The organism is Candidatus Ichthyocystis sparus, from assembly GCF_900078745.1.
Classification (GTDB): Bacteria; Pseudomonadota; Gammaproteobacteria; order Burkholderiales; family 2013Ark19i; genus Ichthyocystis; species Ichthyocystis sparus.
The window spans coordinates 126262-147899 of the sequence record NZ_FKII01000079.1; the positions used below are offsets into that span (position 1 = coordinate 126262).

19 protein-coding genes are annotated in these 21638 nt (G+C 43.4%); 18 read left to right on the top strand and 1 reads right to left on the bottom strand.

Annotated features, from left to right (window positions below; translation table 11 throughout):
* Nucleotides 1-21 precede the first annotated feature (21 nt).
* Nucleotides 22-222, bottom strand: coding sequence for a hypothetical protein (locus A6733_RS10275; protein WP_092403462.1), 201 nt, complete (start codon nt 220-222; stop codon nt 22-24).
* Nucleotides 223-461: 239 nt separating this feature from the next.
* Here A6733_RS10275 and A6733_RS10280 point away from each other — a divergent pair, with 239 nt between their 5' ends.
* The 18 genes from A6733_RS10280 (at nt 462) to A6733_RS10365 (ending at nt 21633) form a co-directional block, all read left to right on the top strand.
* Nucleotides 462-815 carry a hypothetical protein gene (locus A6733_RS10280; RefSeq protein WP_092411442.1) on the top strand — a complete coding sequence of 118 codons (354 nt, stop codon included), beginning with the start codon at nt 462-464 and terminating at the stop codon, nt 813-815.
* Between the two features lie 69 nt (nt 816-884).
* Nucleotides 885-1235 (top strand): hypothetical protein, encoded by a 351-nt coding sequence (locus A6733_RS10285; protein WP_092460748.1) that lies wholly within the window; start codon nt 885-887, stop codon nt 1233-1235.
* 209 nt (nt 1236-1444) lie between these two features.
* Nucleotides 1445-1594, top strand: a complete 150-nt coding sequence (locus A6733_RS10290; protein WP_242641610.1) for a hypothetical protein — start codon at nt 1445-1447, stop codon at nt 1592-1594.
* Between the two features lie 52 nt (nt 1595-1646).
* On the top strand, nt 1647-2003 hold the full coding sequence (locus A6733_RS10295; protein ID WP_092460750.1) for a hypothetical protein: 357 nt from the start codon (nt 1647-1649) through the stop codon (nt 2001-2003).
* A 606-nt stretch (nt 2004-2609) separates the two neighbouring features.
* Nucleotides 2610-5933 (top strand): hypothetical protein, encoded by a 3324-nt coding sequence (locus A6733_RS10300; protein WP_092460752.1) that lies wholly within the window; start codon nt 2610-2612, stop codon nt 5931-5933.
* Nucleotides 5934-6576: 643 nt separating this feature from the next.
* Nucleotides 6577-9552, top strand: a complete 2976-nt coding sequence (locus A6733_RS10305) for a hypothetical protein (RefSeq protein ID WP_176696797.1) — start codon at nt 6577-6579, stop codon at nt 9550-9552.
* A 388-nt stretch (nt 9553-9940) separates the two neighbouring features.
* Nucleotides 9941-10117 carry a hypothetical protein gene (locus A6733_RS10310; protein ID WP_176695573.1) on the top strand — a complete coding sequence of 59 codons (177 nt, stop codon included), beginning with the start codon at nt 9941-9943 and terminating at the stop codon, nt 10115-10117.
* Nucleotides 10118-10133: 16 nt separating this feature from the next.
* Entirely contained in the window at nt 10134-12797 is a 2664-nt protein-coding gene (locus A6733_RS10315; RefSeq protein ID WP_092460754.1) for a hypothetical protein, read from the top strand.
* A gap of 500 nt (nt 12798-13297) precedes the next feature.
* Nucleotides 13298-13453: a hypothetical protein gene (locus tag A6733_RS10320; RefSeq protein ID WP_175330648.1), complete on the top strand. Its 156-nt coding sequence runs from the start codon at nt 13298-13300 to the stop codon at nt 13451-13453.
* Nucleotides 13443-13610 (top strand): hypothetical protein, encoded by a 168-nt coding sequence (locus A6733_RS10325; RefSeq protein WP_176696798.1) that lies wholly within the window; start codon nt 13443-13445, stop codon nt 13608-13610. Before A6733_RS10320 ends, A6733_RS10325 begins: the two co-directional genes overlap by 11 nt.
* Before the next feature lie 66 nt (nt 13611-13676).
* Nucleotides 13677-13997 carry a hypothetical protein gene (locus tag A6733_RS10330; RefSeq protein WP_092460757.1) on the top strand — a complete coding sequence of 107 codons (321 nt, stop codon included), beginning with the start codon at nt 13677-13679 and terminating at the stop codon, nt 13995-13997.
* Nucleotides 13987-14193, top strand: a complete 207-nt coding sequence (locus A6733_RS10335) for a hypothetical protein (RefSeq protein WP_092403448.1) — start codon at nt 13987-13989, stop codon at nt 14191-14193. Before A6733_RS10330 ends, A6733_RS10335 begins: the two co-directional genes overlap by 11 nt.
* Nucleotides 14194-14222: 29 nt before the next feature.
* Nucleotides 14223-14519: a hypothetical protein gene (locus A6733_RS10340; RefSeq protein WP_092403446.1), complete on the top strand. Its 297-nt coding sequence runs from the start codon at nt 14223-14225 to the stop codon at nt 14517-14519.
* 846 nt (nt 14520-15365) lie between these two features.
* A complete protein-coding gene (locus tag A6733_RS10345; protein ID WP_176696111.1) occupies nt 15366-15533 on the top strand; it encodes a hypothetical protein in 168 nt (55 codons plus the stop codon).
* A 3-nt stretch (nt 15534-15536) separates the two neighbouring features.
* Complete coding sequence (locus A6733_RS10350) at nt 15537-15740, top strand: hypothetical protein (protein WP_092403442.1); 204 nt, start codon at nt 15537-15539, stop codon at nt 15738-15740.
* Nucleotides 15741-16358: 618 nt separating this feature from the next.
* Nucleotides 16359-19700, top strand: a complete 3342-nt coding sequence (locus tag A6733_RS10355; RefSeq protein ID WP_176696799.1) for a hypothetical protein — start codon at nt 16359-16361, stop codon at nt 19698-19700.
* 690 nt (nt 19701-20390) lie between these two features.
* A complete protein-coding gene (locus A6733_RS10360; protein ID WP_092403609.1) occupies nt 20391-20675 on the top strand; it encodes a hypothetical protein in 285 nt (94 codons plus the stop codon).
* A 1-nt stretch (nt 20676) separates the two neighbouring features.
* A complete protein-coding gene (locus tag A6733_RS10365) occupies nt 20677-21633 on the top strand; it encodes a hypothetical protein (protein WP_141663494.1) in 957 nt (318 codons plus the stop codon).
* Nucleotides 21634-21638: the final 5 nt, after the last annotated feature.

Genomic DNA, 21638 nt, shown 5'->3' on the forward strand with positions numbered 1-21638 from the left:
ATCCTGATAGTGTTTGCACTGCTAACTCTCGCGCTCGCCGCACTGCAGCTGACCGTACCCTACTGATTCCAATAGCATTCGTGCTTGTGTTGCCGCTGCCATTGCCGGTTCTCCTACATCTTCATTGTTTACTGATTCTTCCTCTGTTGTGCCACTAGGTTTTGCACATTTGTTCGGTTTTGTAGTGCCTTTTGAGCTTAGCGAAGTGGTTAGCAATTTCATGTATCAGATTTGTACATCGGCCAAAAATATTTACCCGCATGTGGTAAGATCTCCGGTGTCAAATGTTCTTCGTGAGCTTTCAAATTCTGAATTGCAATGTGCTGTGCTTAATTAATATGAAGCTTTATGAGACCAAATTTATGGCCAGGTGCGTTGCTGGGCATTCTTCTACGATCCTTCCTGAATTTATTAACCCTCTTGGCAGTGTAGGAGCATGAGATTCTTCTAGTCGTAGCTTGGTGCCATTAGCGGGAAGTAGATTAAGAGATTTTTGGGCATCTTTAGATCAAGGCATTTTAAGTTTTTTAAGGGATCTTTTTGTAAAGTGGACTATAGTTACTACGCGCTTTTCTGTTCCCTCTTTTTTTTCATTAGTCCCTGGAGAGGTATCATCTGCTCTTTGTGGAGGAAATTTTTTTGATGCTTGTGCTAAGGATGCTACTTCTTTGCCATCAGTTTCAAGATTTGCTTCAATTGCTGGAGGGATGATAGTGCAGGCAGCACCTCATGGTAGTGATTATGTAGATTTGTTTGGGTCTGAAGTACTTCCCGAGGTTAAGCATTGGGTAGATCTATTTACTCCTCTTTGGTAAGAATTCAGGTGTTGAATTCCATGAGCAGCCTTTCATATTCTGAAAAAACGTGCTTGGCTTACAAGCAACATGATTCTTTATAAAATTGGCTTTGTGGCTAGGTGCCTTGCCGATTATTATGATGAGCTTTGTCCTGATTTTATTTGCTCTCTTTTTAGTGTTAGATCTGGGGATGTTTCTGATCATAGCTTATTGTCATTAACGGGAAATAGTTTAAGAGATTTTTGGTTATCTTTGGGTAATGCTATTTTAGAAGCTGTGGAGGGTGTTTTTGTAGAAGAGTTGGATGAATTCATTAGGCAATTTTTTGTTCCATCAGAACCTGGAGAGGAATCATCATCCACTGTTGTTTGTGGGAGAGATTTTGTTAATGCTCGTCTGGTGCCCCTCCGTTGGCAATTTCAAGGACGAAGAGAGTAAGTAGCAGCACTGAGAGCTGTATCTCATGTTGCTGAAGTATCTAGTGGTAGTTCTGCTTCTGTGATTGCTAGTAGTTCTGTAGATGTTTCACCTGTTCCTGGAATAGCACCAGAATTATCGGGTGGATTACTAGATAGTACTTCTTTACCTTATTTAAGAAAGAGGTATTTGTTGTTGATCTTTCTACTCCTTCTTCTTCATAATCTCCAATGTTGGTTAGGAAAGAAGTTGGATTGTCTATGTTCGGTACCATTGCTGCTTTGGGAGTTTTAGGAGATGGATCATCTCCTTCTCCACTTGAGCGGATAGTGGTGCTAACAACTAATTCTTCTTTCGTTACTTCTGTTGAGGTAAAGTAATATCCTACAGTTATTAAGAAGTGGTCCTCTTGGTGGACCTAGGAAATTATTTATGAGTAGATGCAGTTATGATGGAGCTTCTTCTTCGGGTATGACTTCTTCTTCTATGCCATCCAGTAGCACTGTATCTGTTGAACCTTTATCTTCGACGTCTGTAGGTATGGGCAGTGTTTCATCGGTAGTAACTACTACTACTGCTTATACTTACCCTGGGGAGGAATATATAGGAGGGAGATTGACATCATTGGTGCGTGGTTTGCCACCTTCACTGCCACCTGCCAGCGAATCGGCTCCTACTGAAAGCGAAGCTTCTTCTTCAAGTTGGGAAAGTGTTGGGGGGCAGAAGGAAAAGGAAGAGGAGAATTTAAGTGATTGGTATTGTCCTATTTGTAGCACGTATGTTAATTGAGTGGGTTGCTTGTGTTTTTTATGTTGTGAGTGATTTGGATGTTGCTTGTTAACGATGATTTTGTAATGTAGTGTTGCATTGTAACAGATTAGTCTTAGATTGTTACTAGTGTGTCTGCGTTTGTATGGGTTTTGTCTATTTTTTTGGCACTGGTTGTGATTTATTTTGCTATATGTATGGGTGTTAGTTGAGGTATGTGTTTGGCTATTTTCCATAGGTGAGTTTTGTTGTTCAGCATAGTATTGAATTGTTTAGTTTTCGTGTGCGATGCATAATAAGGAATAAGCTCGTGTGTGTTGCTGTTCGTATGTTGACCTATATTTGGTCTGCTTGATTTCTTTCACTTGGTGTGCAGTTTTACGGTGTGTTTCCCTGTTTGCTCCAAGTCTTGCATTTCCCTGGTCATGTGGGTAGTTGTGTAGTGTAATGTTTTTCTTCTATGCGCTCTGTATTTTGCTGTAGTTGAGGGTGGTTGCCTAGAGTATATGTCTATGTTGTGCCTCTGATGTAAGCGGGGATTGTATTAGGATATATAATAATAACGATAATGATGATAAAAAATCAATAATAGCTATCAACAATAATAAATGAAAAAGGAATTTGATTGTGAATCCTATAACTGGAGCAAGTGGTGCTGGTCCTGATGATGATGATGATGATCAAGCTGACAGTGGTGGCTTGCAGCAGGTTCAGATTTTGCCTGGTAGCGGATTGGGTGTAGCTGCTGCTGTTGCTGCTGTGTCTACTGCTGCTGCTACTTCCTCGGTTGTTACTACTTCTATTGTGCTTACTTCTTCTACTGTGCTTACTACTTCTGCTACTACCTCCACTAGTAGTGCTACTACCTCTGTAGGTAAGGGTAGCAGTGGAGGTAGGAGTGACAAGGGCAAGGGGCCTGCCCCCAAGCGTTGTGCTGCTTCTGGTTCTGTGATTTCTGCTACTACTGTTCATCCTGATCCCGCTGACGCAAGTCCAGAATTATCTGACCCCACTTCTTCTGTAACTACTGCCGCTCGTACTTGTACTGTCTATTCAGATTTTAAGGCCATTCTCGATAGTGTTGTTGCCGCTGCTCGTAGTTGCCACGCTGTTTCTGATGTTGCTGATGCTCGCGCTAGCTCTACTGCTGCTGCTGCTGCTAGTGCTCATGTCAGTGTTGATGCTTCTATCCCTGATGCCGATCCTGATCCAGACCGTACCCGTGCCCTTGCCTGTGCTCGCGCTATGGATAAATGTGTTCGCGATGTTGCTGCTCGCGCTGCCGCTGCTCGCGCTGCCGCTGCCTCTGCCGACAGTGTTGTTGCTCTAGCTAGAGCTGTCGCTGCCGATCTAGTTGCTGCTCTAGCTCGGTCTGCAGATAGTCGAGTTTGCATTACATGCCCCAATTTCGGGATTATTATCAATAGTGTTGTTGCCTCCGCTCGTAGTTACCGCGCTGTTGCTGATGCTGCTTATGCCCGCGCCAACTCTGCTGCTGCTGCTGCTGCTCGTGCTACTGCTGATCTTGCCAACCTTGATGCCGCTGCTCGTGTTGGCGCTTCCGATACCGATAATGACGCTCGTGTCCGTGCCCGTCGTGCTCGTGCTCGTGCTCGTGATCGTTTTTGTGCTCGCGCTGCAGATATTCAAGATCGCGCTGCTGCTGCTCGCGCTGCAGCTGACTCTGCCGATCGTGTCGTTGCTCTAGCTCGTGCTTTTGCTGCCGATCATATTGTTGCTCAAGATCGAGCTGCAGATAGTCTCGTTCCTAGTCAAGGTCCCGATTCCGATCCCGTTTCCAATAGCGGCGCTCGTACCGCTGCTGTTGCTGGTTCCTCTATATCTTCATTGCTTCCTAATTCCTCTCTTATGCCACCAGGTTTTGTAGATTTGTTTGGGTTTGCAGTATCTCTTGAGTTTAGTGAAGTAGTTAACAGACTCATATCTGCGGTTAGTGCATTGGCTAAAAATATTATTTACCACTATATAACAAGAGCAGCGACAGATACTGTCCGTAATCTTTCAAGTTCTGAACGGAGTGCTTGGTATTTAACTAATGGGAAGCTTTGTGAGATCAAATTTGTGGCCAGGTGCTTTGCTGAGTATTCTTATAAGTTACTTCCTACTTTCATTAGCAATCTTTGCAGTGTCAAAGTATGGGATTCTTCTAGTCGTAGCTTGGTGCCATTAACGGGAAAAAGGTTAGCAGATTTTTGGTTATCGTTGGATAAAGCTATTTTAAAATCTGTAGTGGTTTTTTTTATGTCAAAGTGGTACGAACTTATTGGTCGCTTTCCTGATGCGTCAGGCACTGTAGGGAGATCATCTGGTCTTTGTGGAGAAGATTTTGTTAATGCTTGTGCTAGTGTTGGTACTTCTTCGTCATCAGTTTCAAGATTTTATTTAGCTTCTGAAGGAGTGAGAGCGCGAGTAGCATCTCATGATGGTGGTTCTTCAGCTGGTGATAATTCTGTAGATTTGTTTGGATTTGAAGTATCTCCTGAGGTTGAAGAAATGGTTAATGTTCTTACCTGTGAGGTTAGTGCATTGGCTAGACAGACTTACTCACGTGTAGTAGCAGTTCCAGTGTCGCGTGCCCTGGAAAGGCTTTCATTTTCTGAACAATATGCTTGGCTTATAACTAATATGATGGTTTACAAAACTGGCTTTGTTTATAAGTTCCTTCTCGATTATTGTGATGGACTTTGTTCTGAATTTATTTGCTCTCTTTTTAGAGTCATACCTGGGGATGCTTCTGGTCGTAGCTTTTTGCCATTGACGGGAGATAGTTTAAGAGGTTTTTGGGTGTCTCTGAGTGTGACTGTTATGAGAATTGTACAAGATATTTTTAGAACGAAGTGGGGGGAACTAATTAGTCAGTTTTCTGTTCTATTAGGCCCTGGAGAGGAGTCATCGTCTACTGTTCTTCGTGTGGGAGATTTTATTAGTGCTAGTGATAAGTCTGGTGTTCCTAACTTGGCAGCTTCAGGGATTAGAGTACGGGGAGCAGCGGGGAGAGGGTCAGTATCTCGTGTTGCTGAGGTAGTTAGTGGTAGTTATGTGGCTGCTGGTGTATCCGTAGCTGGTGGTAGTTGTTCTGTAGCAGCTGGTGATAATTCTGTAGTTGCTACTTCTGTTTTTGATATTCCTCCTCCTCCTCCTCCTCCTTATTTGGATCCGCCGCCGTTATTTTTTACGGCAGAAGAAACTGGATTACCGGTTGGTGTTGTATCGTCCGAAGTCTTAGTGGTTACTGAGGGGGATGTTGGGGATGTCATATTTGTCGACGATTATTCTTTAGTATCGGGAGAATTAGGAGATAGGACTCCCTTATCTGGGGAGGCATTGGCTATTGATTCTGCTCCTTCTACTTCAGAGATGCTAGTGTTGGCTGGAGAAGAAGTGGAAGTGTCAGAAGTTGGATTGCCTATTGTTGGCGCTGCTGCTGATCTGGGAGTTTTAGAAGGTGAATCATCTGAGAGGACAGTAATGCCAACAACTGGTGCTTCTTTAGTTACTAGTTCTTCTGTTGTTGAGGTAGGAGGATCTTCTACTACTATGCCTAGAATAGGTTCCCCTGCTCTTAGAATAGGTTCTTCTGCTGGTCCTGTTGCACCTAAGAAATCATTTATGAGTAGATATAGAGCTGGTGTGACTTCTTCTTCCGGTATGTCTTCTGCTTCGATGTCCTCCAGTAGTATTGTATCTTCTGGACCTCTATCTTCTGTACCCGTGGCGATGACGGGTAGCGTTCCACCATTAGCTACTACTACTGGTACTGCTCCTGTGGAGGTTGATATAGGAGAGAGGTTGGCAGCGTTGCTAAATCGAGGTTTACCACCTTCACCACCACCTGCTAGTGAGTTAGCTCCTACGGGAGGTGAAGCTTCTTCTTCAACTCGTGGAAGTGGTAGAGGTGGGAGGAAGAGGAAGAGGAAGAGGAGAAGTTAAGTGGTTAGTATTGGTCTTTTTTATGTTGCACTATGTGTTGATTGAGTGAGTTGTTTGCGTTCATTTTATGTTGTGAGAGTTATTTTTGAGGTATTTCTTATTAGCAATATTTTTGTAGTAAAGTGTTGCATTGTAATAGCTTAGATTGTTTTGTGTCTGCGTTGAGGTTTTGTGTATATTTGTCAGGTTTTGTTACAGATTGTGATTTGTTTGACGATATAAGTATGACTAGTTGGTATATGTATTTTACTGTTTCCTACATGTGAGTTTTGTTGTTCAGCATAGTATTAAATTTGTGTCTTTGTGTGATGCGTAAGACATAATAAACTCGTGTAGATTTACAATATTTGGTTTGTTTGGTTTCTTTCAGTTGGTGCGTTGTTTTTTCTATTGTGCTTGTGTTACCCCAAAGCTTTGCGCATTCCGTGGCATGCAGGTAGCAAGGTGTGTGTTCTTTCCACGCGCTCTGTGTTTTGTTGTAGTCGAGGGTAAGTGCCTAAAGTATCTGCTTATGTTGCGTTTCTGGTGCAAGGGTGGCGTGTATTAGGATGTAAATTGATAATGACGATAACGTAGATAAAAAATCAATAGCGACTGACAAAACTGACAGTGATGAACATGAATAAAAAGGAGGGAGTTTGTTGTGAGCCCTGTAACTGGAGCTGGTGCTGCTAGCTCTGATCCTGAGGGTAATGGTGGCACTTCTGATCAAACTGCAGGTATTGCTTTGCAGCAGGTTCAGATTTTGCCTGGTGGTGAATTTGGTGTAGCTACCGTTGCTGCTGTTTCTACTACTGCTACTACTTCCTCTGCTCTTACTACTTATGTTGCTGCTACCTTCACTGCTACTACTACTTCCACTAGTGCTATTGCCTCTGTGGGTAAGGGTGATAGTGGCGGTAGGAGTGACAAGGGCAAGGGACCTGCTTCCAAGCATTGTGCTACTGGCTCTATACTTACTGCCACTTCTGTTCATTCTGCTTCCGCCAGCTCAAATCCAGAATTGTCTGCTACCACTTCTTCTATAACTACTGCCGCTCGCACTGAAGATTTAGATTTTGGTATCATTCTCAATAGTGTTGTTGCCGCCGCTCGTAGTTATCACGCTGCTGCTAGAGTTGCTGATGCTCGCGTCAGCTCTGCTGCTGCTGCTGCTGCTCGTGCTCATGATCGTGCTGCCTCTACCACTGATCCTGATCCAGCCCGTGCCCGTGCTAGTGCTCGCTCTATGGATAGCTATGCTCGCTCTGTTGCCGCTCGTGCTGCCGACGCTCACGCTGCAGCTGCCGCTGCCGATTATGTTGTTGCTCAAGCTCGCGCTTTTGCTGCCAGTCTTGTTGTTGATCAAGATCGAGCTGCGGATAGTTCTGTTACTAGTCTAGATATCGATTTCGTTGTCATTCTCAATAGTGTTGTTACCACCGCTCGTAATTGCCACGCTGCTGCTGCTGCTGCTGCTGCTCGTGCCAACTTTGCTGCTGATGCTCGTGCCAACTTTGATGCCTCTGCTCGCGCTGCCGTTTTTACCCCAGATACCGATTCTAATGCCACCCGTGCTCGTGCCCGTGCTCGTGCTCGTTCTCGTGCTCGCGATGTTGCTGATCGTGTTGCCGCTGCTCGCGTTGCCGCTGCTCGCGCTGCCGCTGTCGCTGCCGATCATGTTGTTGCTCAAGCCCATGCTTTTGCTGCCGATCTTGGTATTGTTCAAGATCGAGCTGCTGATAGTTGCGTTCCTATTACAGGTCCCGATTCCGATCCCATTTCCAATAGTGCTGCTCGTGCTGCAGCTGTTGCTATTGCTGCGTCTTCACTGCGTCCTGATCCTTCTTTTCTTTTACCACCAGGTTGTGTAGATTTGTTTGGGTTTGTAGTGCATTCTGAGTTTAGAGAAGTGGTTAGCAAACTCATATCAGATGTTTGTGCATTGGCTGAAAGTTTTTACCTGTGTATGGTAGAAATTCCAGCGTCAGATGCTCTGCGTGGACTTTCAAATACTGTACGATGTGCTTGGTGCTTAATTAACAAGAAGTTTTATGAGGCCAAATTTGTGGCTAAGTGCTTTGCTGCGTGTTGTGCTAATCTCCTTCCCGAATTTATTAAACATCTTTGTAGTGTCAAAGTATGGGATTCTTCTAGTCGTTGCTTTTTTCCACTAATGGGAAACAGCTTAAGAGATTTTTGGACATTTTTAGATCAAGCCATTTTTAGAGCTGTTGGTAGTTTTTTTGTTGCAAAGTGGTCTGAACTTGCTATGAACTTTTCTGTTTCCTTTTTTTCCCAATTAGAACCTGGAGAAGGATTATCTGCTCTTTGTGGAGGAGATTTTGTTGATGCTTGTGCTAAGGCTGGTACTTCTTCGTCGTCATGTTTTGATTCAATTACTGGAGGAATGGGAGTGCATGTGTCACCTCATGGTGGTGATTCTGTGGATTTGTTTGGGCTTGAAGTGCTTCCTGAGGTTAAAGGAATGTTTGATATTCTTATCTGTGAGATTAGTACATTGGCTAGGCGTACTTACTCGTCTGTGATAAGAGCTCAAGTGATGGATGCCCTGAGTAGGCTTTCAGGGTATGAGCAGTGTGCTTGGCTTACAACTAATATGATGCTTTATAAAACTAGCTTTGTGGCTAATTGCCTTGCCGAGTATTATGGTAGTCTCTGTCCCGGTTTTATTTACTCTCTTTTTAGTGTCAGGCCAGGTGGTACTTCTGGCCGTGGCTTGTTGTCATTAATAGGAAAAGATTTAGGAAATTTTTGGTTACGTTTGAGTGATGCTATTGTAGAAGCTGTGGAAAGTATTTTTGTAGAAGATTGGGGTAGACTCACTAGTTTGTTTTCTGTTTCATTAGGACCTGTAGAGGGATCATCATCTACTGTTCTTTCTGGGGAAGATTTTATTAATGCCCGTAGGAGGGTTGGTCTTCCTGCTGTGGCAGTTTCAGGGATGAAAGGACGAGTAGCACAGATAGCGGTATCTCATGCTGATGAAGCAGCTAATGGCAGTTCTGCAGCTGGTTTATCTGGGGAAGAGGCACTGGTCGTTGATGTTTCTGCCCATCCTACTCCAGAGGTGTCAGCGTTGGCTAGAGAGGAAGTCGGATTGTCTATGGTCGGTACTTCTTCTCCTTTGGGAGTTTTAGGAGATGGATCGTCTTCTTCTACATCTGAGAGGATGGTGGTGCTCACAACTAGTGCTTCTTCCTTTACTTCCGTTGAGATAAAAGAATCTCCTACACTTCCTGTCAGTGCTTCTCTTTATGGACCTAAGAAATCATTTATGAGTAGGCATAGTGCTGGTGAGACTTCTTCCATTATGCTTTCTTCTATGTCATCCAGTAATAGTGTAGCTGCTGCTGGGTCTTTATCTTCGGCATCTGTAGGTATGGGCAGTGTTTCATCGGTAGTAACTACTACTACTACTACTACTACTGCTGCTGCTGCTGCTGCTTATACTTATTCTGGAGAGGGGGATATAGGGGTGAGATTGGCAGCATTGATGAACCGTGGTTTGCCACCTTCACCACCACCTGCTAGCGAATCAACTCCTACTGAAGACGAAGCTTCTTCTTCAAGTCGTGGAAGTGGTAGAGGTAGGAGGAAAAGGAAGAGGAAAAGTTAAGTGATGAGTGTTTGTATTGCACTTTTAAGTAGAGAGCTTGTGTTCATTTTATGCAATAGATCAGTCTAGTTTTTCAGCACCGGTTGTGATTTATTTTACTATATGTGTGGATGTTAGTTGGTATGTGTATTCGGCTATTTTCCATAGGTAGGTTTTATTATTAAGCATAATATAAAATTACTTATGCTTTGTGTTTTATGTGTGGTGCTTGGTACTCATGTGTGACGCGTAATGCGTAATAGTCTCGCGTATATTGCCGTTAGTATGTTGATATATATATATATATATATATATTTGGTATACCTGATATTTTATTTGTTGTGCAGTTTTGCGGTGTCTTTCCCTGTTTACTCCAAAGTCTTGCACCTTCCTGGTCGTGTAGGTGATTGTGTGGTGTAAGACTTTTCCTCTATGCACTCTGTGTTTTGTTGTAGTTGAGGCTGAGTTCCTAAAGCGTGTGCCTGTGGGTTGTGTCTCTGATATAAGCGGGGATTGTATTAGGGTATATAATAATAACGATGATGATGATAAAAAATCAACAATAACCATCAACAATAATAAATGAAAAAAGGAATTTGACTGTGAATCCTGTGACAGGAGTAAGTGTTGCTGGTCCTAGTGGTGATGATGATCAAGCTGACAGTGGTGACTTGCAGCAGGTTCAGGTTTTGCCTGGTGGTGTATTAGATGTAGTCACCACCGCTACTGCTGTCTCCACTATTGTTGCTACTTCCACTGTTGCTACTACCTCTGTGGGTAAGGGTAGCAGTGGCGGTAGGAGTGACAAGGGCAAGGGACCTGCTCCCAAGCGTTGTGCTGCTGGTTCTGTGGTTTCTGCCACTTCTGTTAATCCTACTCACGCTAGCACAAATCCAGAATTATCTGCCCCCACTTCTTCTGTAACTACTGCTGCTTGCACTCGCGCTGCCGATTTCGATATTATTCTCGATAGCGTTATTGAAGCCGCTCGTACTCGCCGCGCTGCTGCTGATGCTGCTGATTCTCGCGCCAGCGCTGCTGCTGCTGCTGCTGCTCGTGTTCATAATCGTGCTGACACCATCCCCAATACTTATCCTAATCCAACTCTTGCTCGTGCTAGTGCTTGCTCTATGGATAGCTGTGCTCGATCTGTTGCCGTTCATGCTGCCGACGCTGCCGCTGCCGCTGCCGCTGCCGACCGTGTTGTTGCTCTAGCTCGTGCTATCGCTGCCGGTCTAGTTGCTGCTCAAGATAGAGCTGCAGATAGTCGAGTTTCTATTGTATGTCCCGATTTCTGGATCATTATCGATAGTGTTGTTGCCTCCGCTCGTAGTTACCACGCTGTTGCTGATGCTGCTGATGCCAGCGCCAACTCTGCTGCCGTTGCTGCTGCTCGTGCTACTGATGCTTTTTTCAACTTTGATGCCGCTGCTCGTGCTGGCGCTTCCATTTCCGATACCGATAGTGCCGCCCTTGCTCGTAGTGCCCGTGCCCATGCTAGTGCCCGTACCCGTCTTTGTGCTCGCGCTGCAGATAGTAAAGATCGCGCTGTTGCTGCTCGCGCTGCTGCTGTCGCTGCCGATCGAGTTGTTGCTCTAGCTCGTGCTTTTGCTGCTGATCATATTGTTGCTCAAGATCGAGCTGCGGATAGTCGCGTTCCTAGTATAGGTACCGATTCCGATCCCATTTCCGATAGCGGCGCTTGTTCTTCTTTTATGCCACCAGGTTTTGTAGATTTGCTTGGGTTTGTAGTATCTATTGAGTTTAGTGAAATGGTTAACAAACTCATATCTGAGGTTTGTGCATTGGCTGAAAATATTATTTCCCATTATATAACAAGAGCAGTGTCAGATATTCTGCGTAATCTTTCAAGTTCTGAACGAAGTGCTTGGTGTTTAATTAATGGGAAGCTTTATGAGCTCAAATTTGTGGCCAAGTGCTTTGTTGAGTATTCTTCTCAGTTACTCTCTACTTTCATTAACAATCTTTGCGGTGTCAGAGTATGGGATTCTTCTAGTCGTAGCTTGGTGCTATTAACGGGAAACAGGTTAGCAGATTTTTGGTTATCCTTGGATGAAGCTATTTTAAAAGCTATAGCGGGTTTTTTTATGCCAAAGTGGTACGAACTTATTGGTCGCTCTTCTGCTTCGTCAGGCACTGTAGAGGGATTATCTGATCTTTGTGGAGGAGATTTTGTTAGTGCTTGTGCTAGGGCTGGTACTTCTTCGTCATCAGTTTCAATATTTGATTCGGCTTCTGAAGGAATGAGAGCGCGAGTAGCATCTCATGATGGTGATTCTTTAGCTAGTGTTGATTTTGTAGATTTGTTTGGATTTGAAGCACCTCCTGTGGAAGAAATGGTTAATGTTCTTATCTGTGAGGTTAGTGTATTGGCTAGACGTACTTACTCGTCTGTGGTAGCAGTTCCAGTGTCGAGTGCCCTAAGAGAGCTTTCATTTTCTGAACAATGCGCTTGGCTTATAACTAATATGATGCTTTACAAAACTAGCTTTGTGTATAACTTCTTTCTCGAGTATTGTGGTGGACTTTGTTCTGAATTTATTTGCTCTCTTTTTAGAGTCATACCTGAGGATGCTTCTGGTCGTAGCTTGTTGTCATTAACGGGAGATAGTTTAAGAGGTTTTTGGATGTCTCTGAGTGAGACTGTTATGAAGATTGTACAAGATATTTTTAAAGCGGAGTGGGAGGTACTAATTAGTCAGTTTTCTGTTCTATTAAGCCCTGGAGAGGAATCATCATCTTCTGTTCTTTGTGTGAGAGATTTTATTGATGCTCGTGATAAGGCTGGTATGCATGCTTTGACAGCTTCAAGGACTAGTTCTTCTGTTGTTGTTGAGGTAGAAGAATCTTCTACTACTATACCTACAATGGGTTCTCCTGCTCTTAGAATAGGTTCTTCTGGTGGTCCTGTTGCACCTAAGAAATTATTTATTAGTATGTATCGTTCTGGTGTGGCTTCTTCTTCCGGTATGTCTTCTTCTTCGACGTCCTCCGGTAGTATTGTATCTTCTGGACCTCTATCCTCTGTACCTGCGGTGACGACTGGTAGCGTTTCGCCATTAGCTATTACTACTGGTATTGCTCCTGGGGAGGGTGATATAGGAGAGAGATTGGCAGCATTGATGAATCGAGGTTTACCACCTTCACCACCACCTGCTAGTGAGTCAGCTCCTACGGGAGGTGAAGCTTCTTCTTCAACTCGTGGAAGTGGTAGAGGTAGGAGGAAAAGGAAGAGGAGAAGTTAAGTGATTAGTGTTTGTATTGCACTATATGTTGGTTGAGTAGGAGGATTGTGTTCGTTTTATGTTGTGAGTGATTTTTGAGATGTTGCTTGTTAACAGTATTTTTGTGGTGTAGTGCTACATTATTATTGTAATAGATAGACTGGTCCTAGATTGTTGGGGTTTGCTTGGCTACATAAATATGACATTTAGTTGGTATATACGGTATGTATTTGTCTGTCTTTCATAGGTAAGTTTTGTTATTAAACATGGTATTACGTAATGAACTAGCGTACTTTGACCTATAGCATTTGGTCTGCTTAGATTCTTTAAGCTGGTGTGCTGCTTTGTATACATACGCAGCTCTCTGTATTGTTGCAGTTGATGGTAAGTACGAAGTGTATGTACTCAAATAGTGTTTCTGGTGTAGGGGCGGTGTGTATTAGTTATGAGTTGAATAACTATGACAAAATAAAAAATTAACAACGACCATCAATAATAATAAATGAAAAATGGGGTTTGATGTGGGTCCTATGTCTGGGGTAGGTGGTGCTAGTTCTGATTCTGAGGTTATTGCTGATCAAGTTGGAGATGTTGCTTTGCAGCAGGTTCAAGTTCGTCTGGTGGTGGATTGGGTAGAGTTATGTGGATTGGGTAGAGTTATGTGGAATGGAACATAATTTTCTATGTACTGTTAGAGAAGTGGCTGCTACATTTTTTAGATCTCAGATTGGAGAACACGTTTCATCAGGTGGTGCTTTTGTATTAGAAGATATTTCTGTATTACGTGATAGTTCTTTTTCTGTTTTTGAAGTGGGTGCTACGAGAGGTTTTTAGGAGCATTACTTTGCGGAAGTTAATGGTAGAGTTGCTTCTTCTTTTCATTTATTTGGTGGAGAGATTGTGAGATTTAGTGATGAGGAAGCAAGTAAGTTTGTAGGATCGTTTTTTGCCGCTGCAGTTGCCAGGATCAGAGAATGCTTGTCGCTTGCGTGGAGTTCTGAATTTTCCCAAGCTTTGGATAAATTTCTGGGTGCTTCTGATCGTGTGCGAGCTGCCGTTGCCGCTGCTGATCGTGCTCATGTTAGTATTGCAACTCTTGTCTTCAATGACGATCTTGTTCGTGCTCGTGCTGCTGATTCTCGCGTCCGCGCTACCGCCGATCTTGCTGCTGACGTTGCTGTTTGCTGTTCCTACTTCTTCTGCAGCTACATTGACTCCTAGTCCTTATTTACTTGATCCAGAACCTGTTGGTTATGTAAGTTTGTTTGGGTTTGTAGTATCTCCTGAGCTTAGTGAAGTTGTTAATAGTCTCATGTCTGAGGCTTGTGTTTTTACTAGAAATAGTATTTGCCTGTATATGTCAAGAAGAGTGTCGAATTATAGTATTTCAAATTCTGAGCAACAGCTTGGTTTTTAAACACTAAGAAGTTTTATGAGGTTAAATGTGTGGCCAGATGTGTTGCTGAGTATTGTGCTAAATTACTTCCTAAATTTATTGACCATCTTTGCAGTATCAAGGTATGGGATTCTTCTGTTCGTTGCTTGTCGTCATTAATTGGAAGCAAGTTAGTAGATTTTTGGTCATCTTCGGATAAAGCCATTTTAAAGGCTATACTTAGTATTTTTATGGAAAAGTGGGACTTACTTGCCGCTCGTTTTTATGTTTCCTTTTTTGTTCTGTTATTTACTGAAGAGGAATCAACTACTCTTCGTGGGGGAAGATTTTGTTGGAGCTTGATTTAAGACCGGCACTTCTTAGTCATCATGTTTTGGTTCAGTTACTGGAGGAACAGGAGTGCAGGTGGTACCTCATAGTAGTGATTACGTATATTTGTTTGGGCTTAGAGTACTTCCCGCGGTTAAAGAAATGCTTAATATTCTTATTCATGAGATCAAGTGTATTAGTTAGATGTACTTACTCGTCTATGTATAGTAGAGGGGCAAGTGTTGAGTGCACTGGAGAGGCTTAGAGATTCTGAAAAGTATGCTTGTCTTACATCTAATGTGATGCTTTATAGAACTGGCTTTGTATCTAGGTGCCTTGCCGAGTACCATGCTGGGCTCTGTGCTGATTTTATTTGCTCTCTTTTTAGTGTCAAGTCCAGGGGATGTTTCTGGTCATGGGTTGTTGTCATTAGTAGGAAATAGTTTGAGGGATTTTTGATTATTATTGGATAATACTATTTTAAAAACTGTAGAGGATATTTTTGTAGCAGCGTGAAGTGTACTTACTAGTCGGTTTTCTGTTTCATTGGGATCTGGAGAGTAATCGTCATCTACTGTTCTTTGTGGGAGAGATTTTATTGGAGCTCATAGTGTTGTTGGTGTTCCTGTGTTGACAACTTCAGGAACGATGAGAGGGCGATTAGCTCGGATGGCGGTACCTTCTTCTCGTGTTGTTCAAGAATAGTTAGTGGTAGTTCTGCAGCTGATAGTGGTTCTGTAGTTGGTAGTAGTTCTGCTTTTGTAGCTGGAGGTAGTTCCGCTGGTACTCCTTTTGTCGTTACTCCTGTTGAGGCAAAAGAATCTCCTACAATTATTAGAAGTGGCCATCTTGGTGGACTTAATCCTCTTGGTAGACCTAAGAATATGAGTATGTGTATAGTGCTGGTGAGACTTTCTCCAGTATGCCTTCTTCTTCTATGCCATCCCAGTAGTAGTGTATCTGCTGGACCTTTGTCTTCGACGTCTGTAGGTATGGGTAGTGTTTCATCGGTAGTAACTACTACTACTGCTTATACTTATTCTGGGGAGTAGGATATGGGAGGTAGATTTACAGCATTGATGAACCGTGCTCTGCCACCTTCACCACCGCCTGTTAGCGAATCGGCTCCTAATGAAGGCGAAGCTTCTTCTTCAAGTCAGGTAAGTGTTGTTGGAGGCAGAAGGAAAAGGAAGAGGAAAAGTTCAATGATGAGAGCAGGTCTTGTTTATATTATATTGCAGGGTATGTCGGTTGAGTAGGAGGCTTGTGTTCGTTTTATGTTGAGAGAGGTGTGAGTGATTTGGGTGTTGCTTTTTAATGATGATTTTGTAATGTGGTGTTACATTGCGATAGGTTGGTCTAAGATTGTTATTAGTGTAACTGCGTTGGACGGGCTTTGTGCGGATTTGTCTAGTTTTTTAGCACTGGTTGTGATTTATTTTACTATATGCATCGATATTAGTTGGTATATGTATTTGGCTATTTTCCATGGGTAAGTTTTGTTGTTCAGCATAGTATTAAGATTGTCTAGTTTTGTGTGCGGTGCATTGATGCTTAATGAGGGATAAGCTCGTGTATGTCGCTGTTCGTATGTTGGTCTATATTTGATCTGCTTAATTTTTTCACTTGGTGTGCAGTTTTGCGTTGTGTTTCTCTGTTTGCTACAAAGTTTTGCACTTCCCTGGTCATGTTGGCAGTTGTGTAGTGTGTGGTATTTTTTCTACGCGCTCTGTGTTTTGCTGTAGTCGAGGGTGAGTGCCTGGAGTGTATGTCTAGGTTGTGCTTTTGATGTAAGCATGGAGCATCCTAAGGTATATAATAATAACGATAACAGTGATAAAAAATCGACAATAATAAATGAAAAAAGGAATTTGATTGTGAATCCTGTAACTGGAGTAGGTGGTGCTAGTCCTAGTGATGATGGTGCTGATCAAGCTGACAGTGGTGACTTGCAGCAGGTTCAGATTTTGCCTGGTAGTGTATTGGGTGTAGTCACCACCGTTGCTGCTGTCTCCACTATTGCTGCTACTTCCTCTGTTGTTACTACTTCTACTGTGCTTACTGCTTCTGCTACTACTTCCACTGTTGCTACTACCTCCGTGGGTAAGGGTAGCAGTGGCGGTAGGAGTGACAAGGGCAAGGGACCTGCTTCCAAGCGTCGTGCTGCTGCTTCTGTACTTACTACCACTCATCCTGTTCCAGCTAGTACAAATCCAGAATTATCTGGCCCCACTTCTTCTGTAACTACTGCTGTTTGCACTACCATTGCCCATTTAAACTTTGATGTCATTCTCGATAGTGTTATTGAAACCGCTCGTGTTCGCCTCGCTGCTGCTGATGATGCTGATGCTCGCGCCAGCTCTGCTGCTGCTGCTGCTGTTAGTGCTCATAGTCATGCTGACTCCATCCCTGATACTGATCCTGAGCTAACCCGTGCTCGTGCTCGTGCTCGTGCCAGTGCTCGTGCTATGGATAGACATGCTTGCGATGCTGCTGTTCGCGCTGCCGATGCTCGTGCTGCCGCTGCCGCTGCCAATCTTGTTGTTTCTCATGCTAGTGCTTTCGCTGTTTCTCATGCTAGTGCTTTCGCTGCTGATCTTGCTCAAGATCTAGTTGCGGATAGTCTAGTTCCTGGTCCAGGAAGTGCCGATTTCAATATTGTTCTCGATGGTGTTGTTGCCAACGCTCGTGATTGCCATGCCGCTGCTGTTGCTGCTGCTGCTCGCGCCAACTCTGCTGCTACTGCTGCTGCTCGCGCCAACTCTTCTGCTGATGCTGCTGCTCGTGCTCGTGATATTGCTGTCGCCGCTGACTCTCTTACCTCAGATACTGATTCTGATGCCGCTCGTGTTTGTGCCCGCCGTGCTCGTGCCCGTGCCCGCGCTGCGGGCAGCTACTTCCGCGCTCTTGCCACTCTTGCTGCCACTGCCCGCGATGCCGCTGTTGCTGCCGATGTTGTTGTTGCTCAAGCTCGTGCTTTTGCTGCCGGTCTTGTTGTTGCTCAAGATCTCGCTGCGGATAGTCGCGTTCCTAGTCCAGGCCCCGATTCCAATCCCATTTCCGATAGCCCTTGTACTACCGCTGTTGCTGGTTCTCCTACATCTTCATTGCTTCCTGATTCTTCTCTTATACCACCAGGTTTTGTAGATTTGTTTGGGTTTGTAGTATCTCTTAAGCTTAGTGATGTGGTTGACGATCTCATATCTGGGGTTTGTACATTGGCTAAAGATATTATTTCCTATTATATACTAAGAACAGTGTCAAATATTCTCCGTAATCTTTCAGTTTCTGAACGACGTGCTTGGTGTTTAACTAATGGGAAGTTTTATGAGCTCAAATTTGTGGCTAGGTGCTTTGCTGGGTATTCTACTGAACTACTCCCTACTTTCCTTAACTCTCTTCGCAGTGTCAGAACATGGGATTCTTCTAGTCGCAGCTTGGTGCTATTAACGGGGGACAGGTTAGCAGATTTTTGGGCATCTTTGGACAAAGCTATTTTCAAAGCTATAACTAGTTTTTTTATGTCAAGGTGGTGCGGACTTATTAATCGCTTTTCCGTTATGTCAGGCCCTGAAGAGGGATCATCTGCTCTTTGTGGAGGAGATTTTGTTAATGCTTGTGCTAGGTCTGATACTTCTTTGCCATTAGTTTCAAGATTTGATTCAGCTTCTGAAGGAATGAGAGTGCGAGTAGCATCTCAAGATGGTGGTTCTTTAGATGGTGGTGATTTTGTATATTTGTTTGGATTTGAAGTACCTCCTAGGGTTGAAGAAATGGTTAATGTTCTTATCTGTGAGGTTAGTGCATTGGCTAGGAGTACTTACTCGTCTGTGGTAGCAGTTCCAGTGTCTAGTAACATGAGAGGACTTTCATCTTCTGAACAATGTGCTTGTCTTATAACTAATATGATGCTCTATAAAACTAGCTTTATGCACAAATTCTTTCTCGATTATTGTGGTGGACTTTGTTCTGAATTTATTTGCTCCCTTTTTAGTGTAATACCTGGGGACGCTTCTGGTCGCAGATTGTTGTCATTAACGGGAAATAGATTAAGAGGTTTTTGGGTGTCTCTGAGCGGGACTATTATGAGAGTTTTGCAAGATATTTTTGCAGCGGAGTGGAGTTTACTAACTAATCGGTTTTCTGTTCTATCATGCCCTGAGGAATCATCATCTACTGTTCTTTGTGTGGGAGATTTTATTAGTGCTCATGGTAAGGTTGGTGTTCCTAACGTGTCAGCTTCAGGGTCTGGTTTATTGATAAGAGTAAGAGGAGCAGCAGCAAGGGGAAGGGCATTATCTCATGTTACTGAAGTAGCTAGTGGTAGTTCTACTTCTACTTCTTCTACTTCTTCTACTTCTTCTACTTCTTCTACTTCTTCTACTTCTACTTCTATTTCTTCTTCTGCTTCTTCTCCTGCTTCTTCTCCTGCTTCTTCTCCTGCTTCTGCTTCTTCTCCTGCTTCTGCTTCTTCTACTTCTTCTTCTTCTCCTGCTTCTGCTCCTCCAGAGTTGCCGCCGTTATTTATCATGGGAGACGAAATTGGATTGTCTATGGTTGGTGCTGTAGATTCCGAAATTTTAGTAACTACAGAGGGGTCTGGTGATGGAGTTGTACTTATCGATGACCATTCTTCGCAATCTGAGGAAGAGGCATTGGTTGTTGATGTTTCTGCTCCTTCTACTTCAGAAATGCTAGTGTTGGCTGAAGAAGAAGGAGTTGAAGTGTCAGAAGTAGGATTGCCTATGGTAGGTGCTTCTGTTTCTGATTTGGGAGTTTTAGAAGGTGAATCATCTGAGGGGAGAGTAATGCCAACAACTAGTGCTTCTTCAGTTACTAGTTCTTCTGTTATTGAGGTAGAAGGATCTTCTACTATACCTAGAATAGTTTCTTCTGCTGGTCCCGTTGCACCTAAGAAATTATTTATGAAAATGTATAGTGCCGGTATGTCTTCTTCTTCGATGTCCTCCGGTAGTATTGTATCTTCTGGGCCTTTATCTTCTTTACCTGTGGCGACGGGTATCGGTTCAACATTAGCTACTACTACTGGTACTGCCTCTGGAGGGGGTGATATAGGGGATAGATTGGCAGCATTGCTGAATCGAGGTTTACCACCTTCACCACCACCTGCTAGTGAGTCGGTTCCTACGGGAGGTGTAGCTTCTTCTTCAACTCGTGGAAGTGGTAGAGGTAGGAGGAAAAGGAAGAGGAGAAATTAAGTGATTAGCATTTATATTGCACTATATGTTGGTTGAGTAGGAGGCTTGTGTTCGTTTTATGTTGAGAGTGATTTTTGAGATGTTGCTTATTAGCGATAATTTTGTAATGTGAGATTGTCACCGGTCTATCTGCGTGGGATTTATTTTACCATAGGTATGTATGTTAGTTGGTATATGCATTTGGCTATTTTACATGGGTAAAATTTGTCGTCCAACATAACACTAAATTCGTAGTTTTGTGTGTGGCGCGTAAGACAGAATAAGCCTGTGTATGTTGTTGGTTTATATCTGATCTGATTAATTTCCTTCATTTGGTGTGTTGTTTTGCTGTTTGCTCCAAGCTTCGTGCTTTCCTGGTTGTGTGGGTAATGTTGTAGTGTGTTTTTTCTACTCGTTTCGTGTTTTGTTGTAGTTGAGGGTAAGTACCTCATATTGTGTTTCTTATGCAAGAGTGGTGTTCATTAGGATGTAAATTAATAATGTCGATGCTGGTTCTGATCCTAGAGACAGTGGTGATGATGCTGTTCAAGCTGCCAGTCGTGACTTGCAGCAGGTTAAAGATTCTACTGGTGACGGATTGGTAGCTACCACCGTTGCTGCTGTTTCCACTATTACTACTACTTCTCTGCTGTTGCTGTTTCTACTACGCTTACTGCTTCTGCTATTACCTCCACTGGTGCTATTACCTCTGTGGATAAGGGCGGTAGTAGCGGTAGGAGAGTGGCTGGTTCTGTGCTTATTGATACTTCTGTTCATCCTACTCACGCTAGCGCAAATACAGAATTGTCTGTTACTATTTCTTCTGTAACTACTGCCGCTCGCGCTCGCACTGACGATTTAGATTTTGGTATCATCCTCGATAGTGTTGTCGCCGCCGCTCGTAGTTGCCACGCTGCTGCTAGAGTTGCTGATGTTAGCGCCAGCTCTGCTGGTGCTGTTCGTGCTCATGCTGTCTCTATTCCTGATCCTTATTAACATGAAGTTTTATGAGCTCAAATTTGTGGCCAGGTGCTTTGTTGAGTATTCTTCTCAGTTACTCCCTACTTTCGTTAACAATCTTTGCGGTGTCAGAGTGTGGGATTCTTCTAGTCGTAGCTTAGTGTTATTAACGGGGAACGGGTTAGCAGATTTTTGGTTATCTTTGGATAAAGCTATTTTCAAAGCTGTAGCGGGTTTTTTTATGTCAAAGTGGTACGAACTTGCTATGAACTTTTCTGTTTCCTTTTTTTCCCAATTAGAACCTGGAGAAGGATTATCTGCTCTTTGTGGAGGAGATTTTGTTGATGCTTGTGCTAAGGCTGGTACTTCTTCGTCGTCATGTTTTGATTCAATTACTGGAGGAATGGGAGTGCATGTGTCACCTCATGGTGGTGATTCTGTGGATTTGTTTGGGCTTGAAGTGCTTCCTGAGGTTAGAGGAATGTTTGATGTTCTTATCTGTGAGATTAGTACATTGGCTAGGCGTACTTACTCTTCTGTGATAAGAGCTCAAGTGATGGATGCCCTGAGTAGGCTTTCAGGGTATGAGCAGTGTGCTTGGCTTACAACTAATACGATGCTTTATAAAACTAGCTTTGTGGCTAATTGCCTTGCCGAGTATTATGATAGTCTTTGTCCCGGATTTATTTACTCTCTTTTTAGCGTCAGACCAGGCTGTACTTCTGGCCGTGGCTTGTTGTCATTAATAGGAAAAGATTTAGGAAATTTTGGGTTACATTTGAGTGGCGCTATTGTAAGAGCTGTAAAAGGTATTTTTGTAGCAGATTGGGGTAGATTTACTAGTTTGTTTTCTGTTTCATTAGGACCTGGAGAGGGATCATCATCTACTACTGTTGGAGATTTTATTAATGCTTGTAGGAGGGTTGGTCTTCCTGCTTTGGCAATTTCAGGGACGAGAGGACGAGTAGCACAGATATCGGTATCCCAATGCTGATGAAG